The sequence below is a fragment of the Methanosarcina sp. A14 genome, from assembly GCF_001729375.1.
GTDB lineage: Archaea > Halobacteriota > Methanosarcinia > Methanosarcinales > Methanosarcinaceae > Methanosarcina > Methanosarcina barkeri.
In genome coordinates this window covers 1-15849 of the sequence record NZ_LZPK01000265.1, presented here as the reverse complement: position 1 = coordinate 15849, position 15849 = coordinate 1, and the positions used below count along the sequence as shown (strand labels likewise).

At 41.0% G+C, this 15849-nt stretch carries 15 protein-coding genes and 2 pseudogenes; 9 read left to right on the top strand and 8 right to left on the bottom strand.

Features of this window, described 5'->3' with window-relative positions; genetic code table 11:
* The 4 genes and pseudogenes from A9239_RS12420 to A9239_RS19575 all read left to right on the top strand — a co-directional run.
* Positions 1 to 589: pseudogene (locus tag A9239_RS12420) on the top strand (APC family permease); the annotation flags it as partial.
* Positions 576 to 845: a hypothetical protein gene (locus A9239_RS12415; RefSeq protein WP_048154063.1), complete on the top strand. Its 270-nt coding sequence runs from the start codon at positions 576 to 578 to the stop codon at positions 843 to 845. The pseudogene A9239_RS12420 and the gene A9239_RS12415, both read left to right, overlap by 14 nt.
* A 12-nt stretch (positions 846 to 857) precedes the next feature.
* The gene (locus tag A9239_RS12410; protein WP_048154060.1) at positions 858 to 1094 is read left to right on the top strand and encodes an efflux RND transporter permease subunit; all 237 of its coding nucleotides are present in this window, start codon (positions 858 to 860) and stop codon (positions 1092 to 1094) included.
* A 196-nt stretch (positions 1095 to 1290) separates the two neighbouring features.
* Positions 1291 to 1446: a hypothetical protein gene (locus A9239_RS19575; protein WP_155400449.1), complete on the top strand. Its 156-nt coding sequence runs from the start codon at positions 1291 to 1293 to the stop codon at positions 1444 to 1446.
* Positions 1447 to 1750: 304 nt separating this feature from the next.
* On the opposite strand, the gene A9239_RS19570 is transcribed toward A9239_RS19575, so the two are convergent.
* From A9239_RS19570 to A9239_RS12395, 4 genes are all read right to left on the bottom strand, one after another.
* Entirely contained in the window at positions 1751 to 1918 is a 168-nt protein-coding gene (locus A9239_RS19570) for a hypothetical protein (protein ID WP_155400448.1), read from the bottom strand.
* Positions 1919 to 2164: 246 nt separating this feature from the next.
* On the bottom strand, positions 2165 to 3187 hold the full coding sequence (locus A9239_RS12405; RefSeq protein WP_048154058.1) for an AAA family ATPase: 1023 nt from the start codon (positions 3185 to 3187) through the stop codon (positions 2165 to 2167).
* 69 nt (positions 3188 to 3256) lie between these two features.
* Complete coding sequence (locus tag A9239_RS12400) at positions 3257 to 4957, bottom strand: preprotein translocase subunit SecD (protein WP_048154055.1); 1701 nt, start codon at positions 4955 to 4957, stop codon at positions 3257 to 3259.
* Positions 4954 to 5862: a protein translocase subunit SecF gene (locus A9239_RS12395; protein ID WP_048120650.1), complete on the bottom strand. Its 909-nt coding sequence runs from the start codon at positions 5860 to 5862 to the stop codon at positions 4954 to 4956. Before A9239_RS12395 ends, A9239_RS12400 begins: the two co-directional genes overlap by 4 nt.
* Positions 5863 to 6273: 411 nt before the next feature.
* Here A9239_RS12395 and A9239_RS12390 point away from each other — a divergent pair, with 411 nt between their 5' ends.
* A complete protein-coding gene (locus A9239_RS12390) occupies positions 6274 to 6753 on the top strand; it encodes a cytidine/deoxycytidylate deaminase family protein (protein ID WP_048120651.1) in 480 nt (159 codons plus the stop codon).
* A gap of 150 nt (positions 6754 to 6903) precedes the next feature.
* Here the strand turns inward: A9239_RS12390 and A9239_RS18435 are convergent.
* Positions 6904 to 7384: pseudogene (locus A9239_RS18435) on the bottom strand (RNA-guided endonuclease TnpB family protein); the annotation flags it as partial.
* 361 nt (positions 7385 to 7745) lie between these two features.
* Positions 7746 to 8525, bottom strand: coding sequence for a coenzyme F420-0:L-glutamate ligase (locus A9239_RS12385; protein ID WP_048120652.1), 780 nt, complete (start codon positions 8523 to 8525; stop codon positions 7746 to 7748).
* A 500-nt stretch (positions 8526 to 9025) separates the two neighbouring features.
* Here A9239_RS12385 and A9239_RS12380 point away from each other — a divergent pair, with 500 nt between their 5' ends.
* Positions 9026 to 9394: a hypothetical protein gene (locus tag A9239_RS12380; RefSeq protein ID WP_230668986.1), complete on the top strand. Its 369-nt coding sequence runs from the start codon at positions 9026 to 9028 to the stop codon at positions 9392 to 9394.
* A gap of 419 nt (positions 9395 to 9813) precedes the next feature.
* Entirely contained in the window at positions 9814 to 10809 is a 996-nt protein-coding gene (locus A9239_RS12375; protein ID WP_048120655.1) for a cation diffusion facilitator family transporter, read from the top strand.
* Positions 10810 to 10946: 137 nt separating this feature from the next.
* Here A9239_RS12375 and A9239_RS12370 read toward each other — a convergent pair whose 3' ends face one another.
* Both A9239_RS12370 and A9239_RS12365 read right to left on the bottom strand, forming a co-directional pair.
* The gene (locus tag A9239_RS12370) at positions 10947 to 11408 is read right to left on the bottom strand and encodes an Hsp20/alpha crystallin family protein (RefSeq protein ID WP_048120657.1); all 462 of its coding nucleotides are present in this window, start codon (positions 11406 to 11408) and stop codon (positions 10947 to 10949) included.
* Positions 11409 to 11633: 225 nt separating this feature from the next.
* A complete protein-coding gene (locus A9239_RS12365; protein WP_048120661.1) occupies positions 11634 to 12830 on the bottom strand; it encodes a cofactor-independent phosphoglycerate mutase in 1197 nt (398 codons plus the stop codon).
* Positions 12831 to 13230: 400 nt separating this feature from the next.
* On the opposite strand from A9239_RS12365, the gene A9239_RS12360 reads away from it, so the two are divergent.
* Both A9239_RS12360 and purM read left to right on the top strand, forming a co-directional pair.
* Positions 13231 to 14649, top strand: coding sequence for an aspartate kinase (locus tag A9239_RS12360; RefSeq protein WP_048120662.1), 1419 nt, complete (start codon positions 13231 to 13233; stop codon positions 14647 to 14649).
* 22 nt (positions 14650 to 14671) lie between these two features.
* On the top strand, positions 14672 to 15673 hold the full coding sequence (purM, locus tag A9239_RS12355) for a phosphoribosylformylglycinamidine cyclo-ligase (RefSeq protein ID WP_048123349.1): 1002 nt from the start codon (positions 14672 to 14674) through the stop codon (positions 15671 to 15673).
* Positions 15674 to 15849: the final 176 nt, after the last annotated feature.

The window sequence follows — 15849 nt, the reverse complement described above, 5'->3', positions numbered from 1 at the left end:
TTATCTTTGTTGCCCTGCTAGGGCTTGGAACATTTCTGACATGTGTTGCCAGTGCAAACGGCTGCGTTTGTGACTCTTCACGCTCCTGGTTTGCTCTCTCAAGAGACAATTACGTGTCATCCGGTTCTCAGCAGTGCATCCGAAGTATAACACTCCATACAGAGCAGTAATCTTCACGGTGCCGGTTGCAATCGGCTTTGCATTCAGTGGCTATCTTGACCAGGTAATTACCTTCTCAATTGTTTCGGGGCTGCTCTGCTACGTGTTGATTCCTTTCTCCCTGATACGCTTCAGGAAACTCTTCCCGGAGACCACAAGTAAAGTCAGACCTTTTGTGGGCCCTCTTCAGCCATATATTGCCTACTTTGCGATTGCAATTGCAATTACGATTCTTTCAACGCTGTTCTGGGGCTACAAGTACAACCTGATCTTCGCCTTTGTATTCTACGGTATTGCGTACTTCTATTTCAGCCACAAACACAAGAAATCAAACATTGAAAATAACTGGGCTGAAATGGGCTGGCCCTTACCCAAAGGCTCGGGAAATAGAAAGATCAAGAAGGAGGCAACTGGCATTGGAGACGAATGATCAGGCACTGGAAAGCAAATATCACAGCAAACTTACCGGAGACACGGCTCTCGTTGTAGGCATGCTTGCTTTGCTCATATGCGTGGAAGGATTTATAGCATACAAGATTCTCTCCGAGACATGGGAGATTGCTTCAGGTTTCTTCTACCTCTACGTAATCTTCATAGGACTGATCGTTTTGATCGAGACTATAGGGTGCCTGAAGGTAAGAGAATCAATCAAAACCCACATGTTCGAGTTCAAATATTATGATTGAGGAGACAGGAGTATGGCAGAAAAGAGCATTATTGCAGAAGTCTTTGACATCTTATTTATCTTCGTGCTTGCCTTTGCCTGTGTGGTAATTCCTACAGAACTCCAGGGAGCAGTACTCGTTTCCTGGGAAGAAGGAGGATCTGGGATAGGCTTTGTCTGGGACCCTGTTGGTTTCTTCAGCCTCTTGCTGGTGATAGTTGCTTTCTTTGTTGTGATTTTATATCACTCAGTAAAGCACTATAAATACTGAAAAAAGAGTACTTAATAGACTAACTGCCTGAAGGAACAATTCAGGCAGACAATCTTTTTTTAAAATTAAGGCAGAATATTATCTATTTCAAGAGTACTTAAGGTTTTCAAGAGTACTTAAGGATTATATTCTACCATATGAGCATGATCTCCCTGAAAAGAGGGAGTTCTTCAGGGAGTAATGGAGGGATTTATTTGTGGATTTATTTGTGGATTTTCGAAAAGGCCCGATCTGGCATACACCCAAGGAATTCCAGGCTCTGAACCATCTTCAGGAAGTACAGCACATCACTCTGGATGTCCTGAACTCCAAGGTTCATATCTCGTTTAAAAAATGTAACGGAGCCCCTTAACTCCTTAGAAGCTTGAGATTCTGGCCTATCTACAATAAAAAATAAAAGCTAATTGTATATATAATTTACTATGATAATTTTGATTTAATGGTTAAAATATAAATAGTTTTTTATTATTGAATAACTCTAGAGAGAAGCATATATATAGTATTTTAAAAAGAGGGAAGGGAAGTAGAGATAAAAACAGAATCGGAACCCACAAAATTTGGAAATAACACTATTATTTTTTATCTGATTAGCTTGTCGAATGCAAAAGCCATATGCCATTCGGAGATACCGTAAAAAATACCAATATTTGCCGATTTTAATTTTTATATGCATCTTGTAATTTAATCGAAACCATTCCTGCAAGATTTCCTAAAAAAAATCCCATCCAATAGGTTACTTCAGAAAAACCCATTTTTGCATTTGCTTCAAAACCCTTTAATTGCCAAGATACAACTAAAGCTACAATCCAAAGAAGAATAAACATTAGTTTCCAGATATTCTTATTCGTTAGACCACCCTTAAAGTTAAGATCGAATACATACTAAAATATGCAATTTGATCTTTGTAGTTATTTGTATTGTTTATATAAACAACTCAATTACTTATACAAATTATACGTGTGTGATCCCATTTTCACAGGCTCTCACAGACATATAAGAAATAAAAAGAAGGCAGTAAAAAGGCAGTAAAAAGGAAGCGAAAGAAGACAGAAGGAAAACGACTCTAAAAATTAGGAAAGAGAAGAGATCAGTTTCTCAAGCTGAATTCTCTCATTGGCAGCATCCTTAAGATGAGCATCGACTTCGGAAATTTTCACAATAATCCGAGCAATGTCTGTATCCGTTTCTCCCGAATCTGCGAGAGCTTCGGAAAGCCCTTCAAGAATCTCGACTCCTAAAAGCCCTTTCTCAACTATCATCTCATCAAGGAGCTTCCGTCCTCTGGAAAAATCTCCAGCAAGAGCCGCAGAAAGTAAATTGTCAATATTTTCATCCCTGCCCAGAGTAACCTCATACACCATTTCTTCAGTAATGACCGAATCGTGTGCAACTAAAGAAGCAAGCTGTAGAGTCTGAACTGCCTTTGCAACATTTCCCTTCGCAGAATAAAGGATTGCATCAAATGCGCCTTCCGAAAGCTGCAACTTTTCAGCACGGCCGATTTTCTCAAGATGGGTTCTCAGAACCGAATCCGGAACATATGTGAAAAAAATTTGAAGGCCTCTTGAGCGAAGCGGAGCAATAAGTTTAGAAGGTTTGGTAGTGGAAAGAATAAACCTGCATGTTGCACTGTACTTTTCCATAATTCGCCTTAGAGCATGCTGTGCGTCAGAATTAAGGGACTCAGCATTGTCAATGTAGATTAACTTGTAATCGGCATCAAGCGAAGCCATTCCAGCATATTCATTGATAATTTCCTTGAAAATATCGATTACACTTTTATAGATTTTCTTTGGGTCATCGGTGCCCAGAAAACGCACGAAACGCTTGTCTCGGACGAGATAGCGCTTTCCCTGGTCAAAAAAATCAGAAGCATTGAAGTATGCAAAATTGTTTTTCCAGGTACGTCCATAGAGCTGTCTGGCAAGAGCAAGAGCTGCTGTCGTTTTTCCGGAATTTTCAGGGCCGTAGAAAATAAGATGGGGAAGGATCCCGGACTGGGCAAGTTCGGAAAGCGTGGCTACAGCATGCTCGTTTCCAAGCATTTCCTTCAGAGTACCTGCCCTGTATTTTAAAGTCCAGAGATCCTGCATACATTCCACCTTAATTTTTGACTCCTAGATACCAATCAACCTCAAAGAACTTTACTTTTCGCTCAATACTTACTCAGTTATACTTGCGGTTCCGTTTTCATCTACGTGCAGAAATTCCTTGATTACTATACCATAAACCGGCCTTGCGATAATCACACCAATTAAGACACCAATGATGGTAGTAATTGCAAAGCCCTTCAAAGTACCAAAGCCCATTACGACCAGAGGGGACAGGGCAATTATGTTTGCAGTGGCTGCCCCTAAAATGATTGTAAAAGCCTTTGTTATCCTGGACTTAAAGACCCTCGTTGGAGGGAGTTTGCCTTCAGCAAGCACCTCGTCTGTGATGATCACAAGGTGGTCAATCCCAGTACCTATGGAAGCTATAACACCTGCAATTGACGCCAGGTCAAGCTGCCATCCTATCAGTGCTGCAACTCCGAGGATCATGATAACTTCACTGGTAGAAGTTCCGACCATAGGTATCAGGATTTCAGACCTTCTGTACTTGAAGTAAACCACGGCTGCCACCCCAATAAGGGAAATCAAACCGATAATCAGAGCTGCACTTTTGAACTGCGCTCCGAGACCTGCATCCACATGTCCAGAACCTACAAGTTCTACATTGACAGGAAGAGCCCCTGCTCGAAGGTGAACCTGAAGTGCTTTAGCTTCGGTTTTTGCAGCATCATCTGTACCCGTGGAAGCTTCCCAGGAATATATAGGGGCATCTCGCAGTTTTTCAGCTGCAGACTGACTCAAAGGAGCTCCATAGATTTCAACTCCATCAAGGTACATCTTCAAGTAATGGGAATCCGGATCATCAATTGCTCCGGTTTCGAGTGCAACTTTCTGGAGTGTCCGAGCCCCATCATCATCCAGGGTGAAAGGAGTATGCCACTGTTCATCATGGAAGCTTGGAACTCCCACACTTACAATTGAATCGCCGTAAAGGACATGTTCGGTTTCATTTCCAGTTGTCTGAATCCGGATCTCAAACTTTCCAGGTTTTTCAGCTATTTCCTTGGCAGTTGCCAGGTCAATGCCTGCAAAATCAATAAGGATGTATTTGTCCCCTACGGTTCTTACAGGAATATCTTTGATACCCAGAGAGTTCAGCTTATCACTGAGGATCTCCTTTGTCAGGTCTCTGGTATCGGTGCTTACTCCTTCTTCGTAAGTTGAAGTCCCATCTTCGTTCTTGTGGATCGAACCTCCAACCTTTTCCAGCAGAGACTCAAGCTTTTGTTCGGTGACTGCAGTCCTGATTTCGTAGACAGTTCCGTCCTCAGTACTCTTGGCAAGTACTTCTGCATCAAGGGCTTTTGATAGGTAAGACTGGATGAGACTCTCCTTACTGGTATCAGAGATAGTTACCTGAGTTGTGCTTCCACTCAGCTTGTCCACGCTTACCGTGCCAAGATACTCAAGCTGAGATGCACTGACAGTCCCAGATGTTGTAAAGGTGACAGATTTATTGGCAGAGCCGCCGACATCAAGGTCATTTTTCGTGATCTCGACAGGGGCTCCAATTATAGGCTCTACAATTCCGCTAACTAATTTTCCGGAATCTACATCTACCTGGACAAGTGCTCCTTCCAGTTGTATCTGGAGCCAGGACCCACCTTCCAGATCAAGTCCAAAATTAAGATTGGAAGTTGTCCCTTTTCCGGGTGTATAGCCTGGGTGAATGGCCACTATAGAGCCAAGAAGGATTATAATAAAGATAATGACTCTTGGATTTTTAAGAAGGCTTTTTTTGTCGCTCATCTGTTATACCTCCCTCTGAATTCGGGTTTCATCGCATACCATCGTAAGATTCCCGTATTCAGGAGCCAGGTATTCATCATGTCTGCAATAAGTCCCGCAATCAGCACAATTGAGATCTGCGAAAGCAGAGAAATCTGTGTGAATGAAGGAATGACCACATAGGAGAAAGTCGAGACTATGTACATGGATGCAAGCGCTGCAAGGGTTGTAGTAGTCATGGTGATACCTGTATGCATAGCCTTGGAAACTTTCTCTTCTACTATGCCCCGGCGTTTAAGTACTCTGTTTGTGAGCAGGATATCACTGTCTACAGAATAACCGATAAGCATAAGCAGAGCCGCAAGTGTTCCCAGGGAAAGTTCAATCCCTGCAACCCTCATGAAAGCAGCTGCAATGACGATATCTGAAAATGCAGAAAGTATCACTGCAAGGGAAGGAACAAAGGTCCTGAAGAGCAGGAATACCACAATTCCCATTCCTATAAAGGAAATAACTAGGGCCTCCAGAGCCTGTACCTGCAGAGTCTTGCCGTAAATCGGCCCAACTTGCTGAATCTGCACATTGGAATAGTTGTGACTCGTAATATCCGTTTCAAGCTGACGCTGCTGCTCATCATCCATGATTCCAAACTGCATGATAACCCTGCTTCCGGTCTGCCGGACATTAGTGATGGGGTAAGACGAATACGTTTTTTCAAGTACAGCAGGGGAATCAGTCGTTTCTATCGAAATCTGAGTGCCGCCCTGGAAATCCATTCCCAGTTTTACCGGCGATCCGCTACTCACAAGAGAAACTAGCAGTATTACCAAAGAAACTGCGAGTATCGCAAGGGGGAGGGCCAGCAACTGGCGGTTGTCGTGATTTTTCACGAAGTTATCTAAAATTTCGGCCAAACCTGTTGCCATAATTTAATACTCCGGATGCGTGTATCTATTTATTTTATTGAACCTATCCGAACAGCTCATTACATCCAGATATATAATCCTGATGTATAATTCAGAACACGAAGTTTATAATCAGGTTTATTGAGAATATTGAATTTACTCTGCTACTCGGGTTCAGGTGATGGGGGATAACGTTCTGGATGTTTTAATATTGTAAATAAGTGTAGATTATAAACAAGTATATTAGAAACAAATTAGTGTTATAAATAAGTTAATTTGTTTTAACTCTGTATTCTCACAGATTATATTAATTCTTCCCCTAGCAATTCTTCTCTATATACCGTTAATTTATTCCACTTAAAATTAACTCTTAAAAATGGTACAGGCTTTAACGTCACAGCTATATATACCAGTTACTGTTCATTAAAAATAATGACAGAAAGACCTTCACTTGATGAGTATTTCCTCGAAATCGCCTTCGTGGTAGGCAAACGGGCTACCTGCCTTCGAAAGAACGTAGGAGCTGTGATCGTTAAGGATAAACGCATTCTCTCAACCGGATATAATGGAGCACCTAGCGGCATGGAACACTGTCTTGAAATCGGATGTATCAGGGATCTGGAAAAGATTCCTTCAGGTACAAGACAGGAAAAGTGCAGGGCAGTGCACGCAGAACAGAATGCAATTATCCAGGCCGCAATTCATGGCGTAAGCATAGCAGGAGCAACCATTTACTGTACACACCAGCCCTGTATCCTTTGCGCGAAAATGCTTATAAACGCGAATATCAAAAGAGTGGTATACGCAACTTTCTATCCAGATAATGATTCACTTGAGTTTTTCAGGGACGCGGGTGTGGAAGTGGAATATATACCTTTTGAGTTAAAAAGCGAGACTTCAAGCGGAAACTGAACTTACAGAATATAAACTACTTCTCCCTTAATTCTTCACTTTTTGGCTCAGGTTCCAGGGAGGAACTTCCTGATTTATTCCTTTCTCTTTTGAAAACAAGCCCCCAAGTCCTTCCCCGCGTTCCGCAGGTACCAGATAACTATAAGAGTGTCAAATAACTATAAGATTTTGATCTTGAAGTGAGAATTTTTTGAAATTGATGCAGCATTAATGTCCCTATAATATTTTGTGTTGCAATCAGAGCAAATCCATTTTCTATCCTTCAATGCCAAATCTGAATTATAATACCCGCAAACACTATAAAGTTTAGAAGAGAGTTCAAACTACCCGATTCTCAGGATAGGTTTACCGAACCATTCTGCTTTGTAGTCTAACTTTGTAACAAAACTGCTCCATGCAGAATCACTTATAGACTGAGCTAAACAATTATTTTTTTGCATCCCTTTAACATCAGAGTTTCCAGAGCAATAGCTTGGTTCTCACTAATAAGTTTAGAAGAGAGGTTGTGCTGGGAATCATTCTTCTGATTGCTGATTTTTTCAGGGAGTTTTGAAAGTTGCAGCTTTACTTTCTCTCGATTTATAGATCCTTTTACGTTTTAACGTACTCTTTTTTGCAGGACTTTCAACCGGATTGAACAGGCTTTTTCTTGGACTTGAATCTGGGAAATCCAGTTTTTTCTCTGAAAAACCTGGTAAATTTGGATCTCACGCTTACTAAGCATGCCAGCAAAGCTTGAGAATTAGCTTATTTCAACTATTCATTAGCAGGTTTTACTTCATGGATTAAAATTCGTTGTAAGAGTAATAGTCTTTAAAAAAATAGATAAGATTTATTAAAAAATAGTTGATGTTGACAGCTTTCATCTCCCACCTGCCATTTTCCGGCTTTTGCCGGAAATTATCGAGGAAGGAGACTTCATGCCTTAGAGTTAAAATCAAAGTTCGAGATATTACTTTGCCCAATATCTAAGATCTGAAGCTTTAACTTCCTTAATTCAATTTTTTATTCAACTTTTTTTGAAGGCAGCGAAGCCCTTTTTTAATAACATCCATTTCTTCGGGACGATACATTTCCTTTATAAAGGTCTTTTCTCCACAGTAGTAATCAAAACCACGAATTACAACTACGGGAGTTCCACCTGCCCCTTCGCCCATCAGAAGGTTTGCGGCACCTGCAAGTTCATCGGCAACTGCTTCCTCTGTAACCTCAAGGACTTTTCCAAAGAGATCTTTTTCTCCAATCCAATGCTTTACAGGTTTTATCTTGTAAATTCCTATGGCAGCACCAGTCTGTCCTATTTTAAAAGCTCTCCCATTTGTGTCTGTGACAATAACACTTAACTTTTTCCCGCTCAACTTTTCGAGCTCCTGCCCGAGCCTTGAAGCACTGGCATCCGGATTTACAGGAGGATAGAGCAAAAATCCATCTTCAATATTTGACTCATCTACTCCTGCGTTTACGCAGGTATGCCCTGCGAGAGTTGTCACAAGCATAAAAGGTTTTTCCACAAGCACCTCCCTGCTCCGGGAAAGTACAGCCTGGATAAACCTCGCATCTTTTCCGTTTCGGGATGCCATCTCAAGTGCTATTTTCCCTGGGGTAATGTCCTCTAGCCTGAAGATCTCCCCTTCAGCTTTAGCAACGACAGTCGAGGCAACGATAACAATGTCCCTGTCCTGAAGTTCCAGATTCTTACAAATGATCGAGGGCAGGTTATCCCCAGTATGTATAAGGGGAATATTCTCAACGGCTATGGCTTCGAATTTCAAGTGTTTTCCTCGGAAGACTTTGAGTTAATAAGAGCAACTGAATATTGTTCAGTTGGATACAGGAAATAAAAGAAATAATCCATTAAATCAACAATTTGCAGCAGTAAAGGCAGTAACCATAAATAAGACCACCGATATACTGGATCTTGCGGCGATGATGAAAGTTACCCCAACTGAGCAAAAGATGATGAGAATAATTTCCTGATGCCGCGCTTTCACTTATTTTTTCGATAGGACTTATTTCTTCAGTTTACATTACTTTCAGTTTAATTGCCAGTTTACACCATTTCTCAACTAATTATTTTCTAAATTTACCTGTTTTCTCAATATATATCTTAAACTAACCGATCCTCCTAAGATATTATATATTTCAATTGACCTTATTTTCAGTCCTATTTTACTGCGGCACTTTTCTCCCGAGCAGAGTTAAGAACTATTAAGATCCTTTATCTGCTTGAAAACCAAATTTCATATAGGTGTTAAACACGAGCCAGTATGAATTGAACGAAATTATAGAGAAAATAAAGAATAAAGTCCCTTTTGAGTTAAAAAACAAAAAACGAAGCCGAATATGGAGTTTAAGAGTTATCGTAAGTAAGCTGTACTACTCCCTGGACTATGAGAACGAACCTCAAGCTACCCGGCAAAAAGTAACTCAGCTTCTTCTTTATCATGGGCAGTTTAGCAAAGAAGAAATAGATAATACCTTTCAAGCAGCAGCAAGTGAAACTACGGATTATTCAATAGAATTTCTTAAACAGCACCCTGAAGTTGCACAGACTGCAGCCCTGAAAAGTAAAGAATTTCCTGAGGAAGGAGAAGGAGAAAGAATTAAGGAAATAAAATATAACCTTCCGCGCTACGGTTGAATTGTATATATTTTTCAACACCGCAAGAAAGAGATAAAAGATGTATGGAAGTAGATAGCCAGATTAATAAGTCGATTATAAGTCGATTATAAGTCGGTTATAAGTCGGTAATAAGTCGATTAATAGAGGAACTGAGAAAAGAAAATTACATACGTTAGTTGTGTGAAAAATATTAATGTTTATGGAAATCCCTAGAATTTATTTTAAAAATATTGCTAGTTTTATAATTAATTGTAGATATACTAATTAGATTAATCCCAAAATGTGTACTTATAAAGCTATATAAATTTCTTAATCAATGAAGATAACCTTATATCTATTGATCGCTAATTTTTATGCTCTCGTTTAATGGAATAATAATAAATGTAGAAATATAATATCTCAAATCTATTAAGATAATTAAGAAAATATGAGAAATTATGGAAAGTACTGGAGATACAAACGGAGAAACTCTTTTTAATTATGAAGAGAATGAAAACGCCAGATACTCCCAGGCAGCTCATGTAACAAAAGTTGGGATGACAGTCAACGTTTTGTTGACAGGTTTTAAATTTGTGACCGGTATTGTTGGAAATAGTTCGGCAATGATTGCTGACGCAGTTCATTCTTTGTCCGACTTCATGACTGACATCGCAGTAATAATAGGTTTAAAGATCTCCAAGAAACCCAGAGACAGCACACACAATTACGGGCATGGAAAAATCGAGACCCTGTCTGCGGCATTTATCGGGCTTGCACTTGCTGTAGTGGCATTTGGAATTTTATGGGGCGGGCTTCAGAAGGTTTTCGCGTTTTTCCAAGGAGAATCACTACCAGCCCCAAATTCGATTGCGCTTATTGCGGCAGTTCTGTCAATTGTATCAAAAGAATGGCTCTATCGTTATACCACAATATATGCCAGGAAGCTTAAGAGCGATGCACTTACTGCAAATGCCTGGCACCACCGTTCGGACGCTTTATCGTCCTTAGGAACCATGATCGGAATAGGAGGTGCCATACTTCTTGGAGGCAAGTGGGTAGTACTCGATCCAATAGCCGCAGTAATATTGAGTTTCTTTATTTTTAAAGTGGCATTTGATATTTCTTACAAAAACCTCAATGAGCTTCTGGAGGCTTCGCTTGATTCGGAAACGTACAGAAATATTGAACGAGTTCTGGATTCTACTGATGGTGTTTTAGGCTTCCATGAGCTAAAAACTCGAAAAATAGGGAATGCCATGGCTGCAGATGTCCATATAGAGGTTGACAGGAATCTGAATATCGTGGACGCACATGAAATATCAACGCAGATAGAAAACAAGCTAAAAGAAATCTGCGGCAGTAATGGTCACTTTTCAATTCATGTCGAACCATGTTCTGATTCCGAGTATCATAAAAAGGGCAGATCCGGAACAGATAATAGAACCAGATCATGAAAATTGAAAATCAGATTCATGGAAAATCTCTTTGTGCTATATCAGAAAAATCAGCAGGAAAAAGTTCAAAAAACAGGCTGCGATTTTCTTTCGCAGTCTGAAATTAAATTTGATGTTGTCTTTTCTCTCGGAAAAACTTACTCAATAGCTATCTTCTTTGCCGGTTCTCCCAGTTGCATTTTCGGCAGCGTTATTGTCAGAACACCATTTTCCATTTTTGCAGTGCTTCCATCTTCCTTAACGCTCGCAGGTAAGCGAACCGCCCTGTAAAATTGTGTATATGCTCTTTCCCGGCGCAGGTATCCTTCTTCCTCAGTCTCTTTTTCCTTCCCAGTCTTTGCACTGATCTCAAGAATGTCTTCTTTAAGGTTAATCTGAACATCCTCTTTATTAATACCAGGCAGGTCGGTAGTGACTACAAGCTTGTCGTCTTCTTCCTTAATATCGATAGCAGGAGTGTATACTTTTCCGCCACCCCATTCTTCCATCGGCATAAAGTCTTCAAACAACTGGTTGAGGCGCTCTTGTGTCCTTCTTATTTCGTCAAAAGGATCCCAGCGTGCAGGTCCCGAAAATGATCTTCTCATAGGCCATCTCATACAAAAAATACCCCCTGAGTTAAAATGATAACACAGATTTTATGTGCTATTCCGAATATATTGAGAAAGGATATATATGTTTTCCTGATTAATTTCACACAAACTTAGTACAAAAAAGAGCCAGAATGATAAAAGAAAAATTTCCGAAAATCCAGAACAGAGGATTTTCTGGAAATCAGGATGCTAAACAAATAAAAGCATCAAATGAAAAACGAGAAAAAGCAGTTATTTAGCCTTCACAAGTATTCCTATGAGATCCGAAGCTTTTACAAGCCCAAGAGAACCTTTTTTAGCCGAATCCTCATCGAAAGCCTCCGCACTATCAGAGTCCGCCTTATCAGTTCTGTAGACTGCAAAAGGAACCGGATCTCTAGCATGAGTTTTTATGGAAATCGGGGTTGGATGATCAGGCAGTACAAGAATTGTAAAAGGCTCGTCTGAAGCTTTAGCATGCTTAAGAATAGGAGACACAATTCGGCTATCGAAATCTTCGACAGCTTTTAACTTTTTGTCAATACTCCCTTCATGTCCGGCTTCATCTGGAGCTTCCACATGGACAAAAACAAGATCCCTGGTTTTCAGGACCTCGATTGCAGCACTGGCTTTTCCTTCATAATTGGTATCCAGATAACCGGTTGCTCCCTGAACTTCAATTACATCCATTCCTGCATAAACTCCAATGCCTTTCAGAAGATCGACTGCCGAAATAACTGCTCCAGTTTTTCCATACAATTCTCGAAATGGCGTAAACTTCGGAGCATATCCCTGGCCCCAGACCCAAATTGAATTTGCAGGATTCTTACCCTCTTCAATTCTTTTCAGGTTAACTGGATGCAGTTCAAGAACGATCATAGATTTTTTGATCAGGTCGGAAAAGAAATCTCCCTCTTTTCCTTCGGGCAGATATTCCTCAATTTTCTTTCCAGTAATATCATGCGGGGGAGTACACTCCGCTTCAGCCCCCAGATTATTTTTGGCGACCAAAAGGTGCCTGTAGCTGATCCCTGGATAAAAGCTCAGTTCTCCATTACCGAGTTCCGCATCAAGGGTTTCGACGAGAATCTTAGCTTCTTCGCTACTGATGTGCCCTGCACTGTAATCTTTTATTCTCCCATGCTCAATAGTCACAAGATTACATCTGAAAGCCACATCATCAGATGCAAGAGCGACACCCATACTGGCAGCCTCCAGAGGAGCCCTACCAGAGTAGTATACTGCTGGATCGTACCCGAGAATAGACATATTTGCGACATCGCTTCCAGCGGGAAGCCCATCAGGTATAGTTTTTGCAAGCCCTATTTTTCCATGGGCTGCAATATAATCCATAGCAGGGGTTTGGGCTGCCTGGAGAATGGTCTTTCCACCCAATTTTTCTATTGGGTAATCAGCCATTCCGTCTCCTATAAGTACAGCATATTTCATTGATTCATCTCTTTCCAACTATCTTAGTCTTTCATCTCGGGAATTAAATATAATATTTTCTACCAGATCCCGATTACTTAGATTTATCGGGTATTTGACAACAGGTTATTCTGCTGATCCGGAGATTAATTTCTAATCCATTTTACACAAACGTTATAATATAGTATCTATATCCTATACAGAACAGGTTCTCAGCATAAAATGTATTAGGTGTCGAAAGAGCCGACATATAGCTTTCTCTACAAAAAACATATTATTGAAAGCAATCTGCAAACCTGCAGGAATTTTGGAGAATTATTAATTCCAATCCAAATAATTAGTGAGGATAACTAAAACTCTTATCAACAGTTTAAGTAAATGGTGCGAGAATAATCAGTTAACGACAAAACGTGATCCGATCATGAAAATTGTAATGAAATTTGGAGGAACTTCCGTTGGGGACGGAAAAAAAATCCGTCATGTTGCCCAGCTTCTGAAGAGGTACCGTGAAGAAGGCAACCAGATCGTGGTAGTAACCTCAGCACTCGGTGGAGTAACCGACGAGCTTCTGGAAAATGCACTCTTTGCCTCAACAAAAGGCAAAGTCGCCCTTGTGAAAGAGTTTAAAACAGAAATTACAAACAAACACCACGAGGCTGTGAAGGATGCCATTGATGACCCCACAGTCGCAAAAGAAGTTATCCAAACACTTGACCTCCGCATTGACGAGCTCGAAAAAGCCCTGGTTGGAATCTGCTATCTTGGTGAGCTTACTTCAAGGTCAATTGACTATATTTGCTCTTACGGAGAACGCCTGGCTGCTCCGATTGTGTCAGGAGCTATCCGTTCCCTTGGAATCGCATCAACTGAATTCACAGGTGGAGAAGCAGGAATTATAACATCATCGGATTACGGAAATGCAAGACCTCTTGAGAAAACTTATGAACTTGTGAATAAGAGGCTTGGATGCAGACTTGAGACACAGATTCTTGTAGTTACGGGATTTATCGGAGAAAACGAGGAAGGAATTATTACCACTCTGGGAAGGAGTGGGTCTGACTTTACAGCTTCCATCCTGGGCGCAGCTTTAAAAGCCGACGAGATCTGGCTCTGGAAAGAAGTAAACGGTATCATGACCACCGATCCGAGAATCGTGCCCGAGGCAAAAACTATCCCGCAAATCTCTTATGCCGAAGCCATGGAACTTTCTTACTTCGGGGCAAATGTACTGCACCCGCGCACGATTGAGCCTGCTATGCGCGAACACATTCCTGTACGTGTCAAGAATACCTTTGAGCCTAAGTTACCTGGCACACTCGTAGTTGCGGAAAAGTTCCAGTGCAAGAATGTAGTAAAAGCCGTAAGCCTAATCAAAAATGTGGCTCTCATAAACATTTCAGGCGCAGAAATGGTAGGAGCGGTCGGGACTGTAGCAAGGCTCTTCGCAGTACTTGCAAAGTCAGGCGTTAATGTTATTATGATCAGCCAGGGCTCGTCCGAATCAAATATCTCTTTCGTGATCAGTGAAGCACATGTGGAAACTGCATTAAAAGCCCTGCACGAAGAGTTCAACCGCGGAATCGTAAAAGAAATCACGTCAGACAAAAATGTCTGCGTAGTTGCAGTCGTGGGTGCAGGTATGGCAGGGACCCCAGGCGTGGCAAAACGGGTCTTCGGAGCACTTGGAAACTCGCTTATTAATATTATCATGATCAGCCAGGGTTCTTCCCAGTACAATATCTCTTTCGTAGTGCGGGAAAACGATGCATTTGCTGCAGTCAAGACCCTGCATGATGAATTCGAATTATATAACGGAAATGAAATTGGAAAACAGCTATAAAGCAGGCAGGGAGGGGCGAAAGATGAGCGAAAAGCACTTAACGTACGCGGATTCAGGCGTAGATATTACAAAGGAAGAAAAAACCGTCAAAACCCTTATCGAAAAATTGAGCTATGTCCGAAAAGGTATAGGAGCTCCCCTTACAGGAATAGGGCATTATGCAGGGCTTCTGGACTTCGGAGAATATGCCCTTGCCCTGACAACTGATGGGGTAGGCTCAAAAGTTCTTATTGCAAACGAAATGCAGCGGTGGAACACGGTAGGTATAGACTGTATCGCAATGAATGTAAATGACCTTCTAGCCATAGGAGCCGAGCCTGTAGCCTTTGTAGATTATCTTGCCCTGGAAAAGCATGAAGAAGGCTTTGCCGCCCAGATTGGAGAAGGGCTGGTAAAGGGCGCGGAAATATCCAGAATGTCCATCGTTGGCGGAGAAACCGCAACCCTGCCAGAGATAATTAAAGGTTTTGACCTTGCAGGTACTTGCCTTGGAATTGTCCGGAAAGACGAGATTGTCGAGGGAGAGAAAGTAAGGGTAGGTGATGTGATTGTAGGTGTCCCAAGCACAGGCGTTCATAGCAACGGCTATACTCTTGTAAGGAAAATCATTGAGGAATCCAAGTACTCTTATCACGACCCCTGTCCCTATGACAATTCAAAAATGATCGGAGATGAGCTCCTAACTCCAACAAGAATTTATATTGAGATTCTTGATGTGCTGAAGGCATGTGAAGTCCATGGACTTGCCCATATAACAGGCAGCGGACTTTTGAAACTGAGAAGAGTAACAAAACTCGGTTTTGATTTTTACGATCCTCTTGAGCCCCAGGATATTTTCAAATTCTTGCAGAAGGAAGGCGGAGTTGAGGATCTTGAAATGTACAGAACCTTCAATATGGGTATGGGTTTTCTTGTTATCTTGCCTGAAAAAGATGCTGCAAAAGCTGCAGAGATTACCGGTGGAAAAATCGTAGGAAAAATTGTAGAAAGCGGGATCAGAGTCAAAGACCTGGTAATAGAGTGAAAATGTATAAGATTCTGTACAAGATATGTACAAGATCTGTACAAGATCCGATTTAGTAATCAATTTAGAGAAAAAACAAAATTTTCTTGGCTCTTTGCTGTTTTGTATGGGTTGAAGATAATTGTTTAGTTAGAAAGTATTCATATCAAATATGAAAACATTAAAATTGAACATTA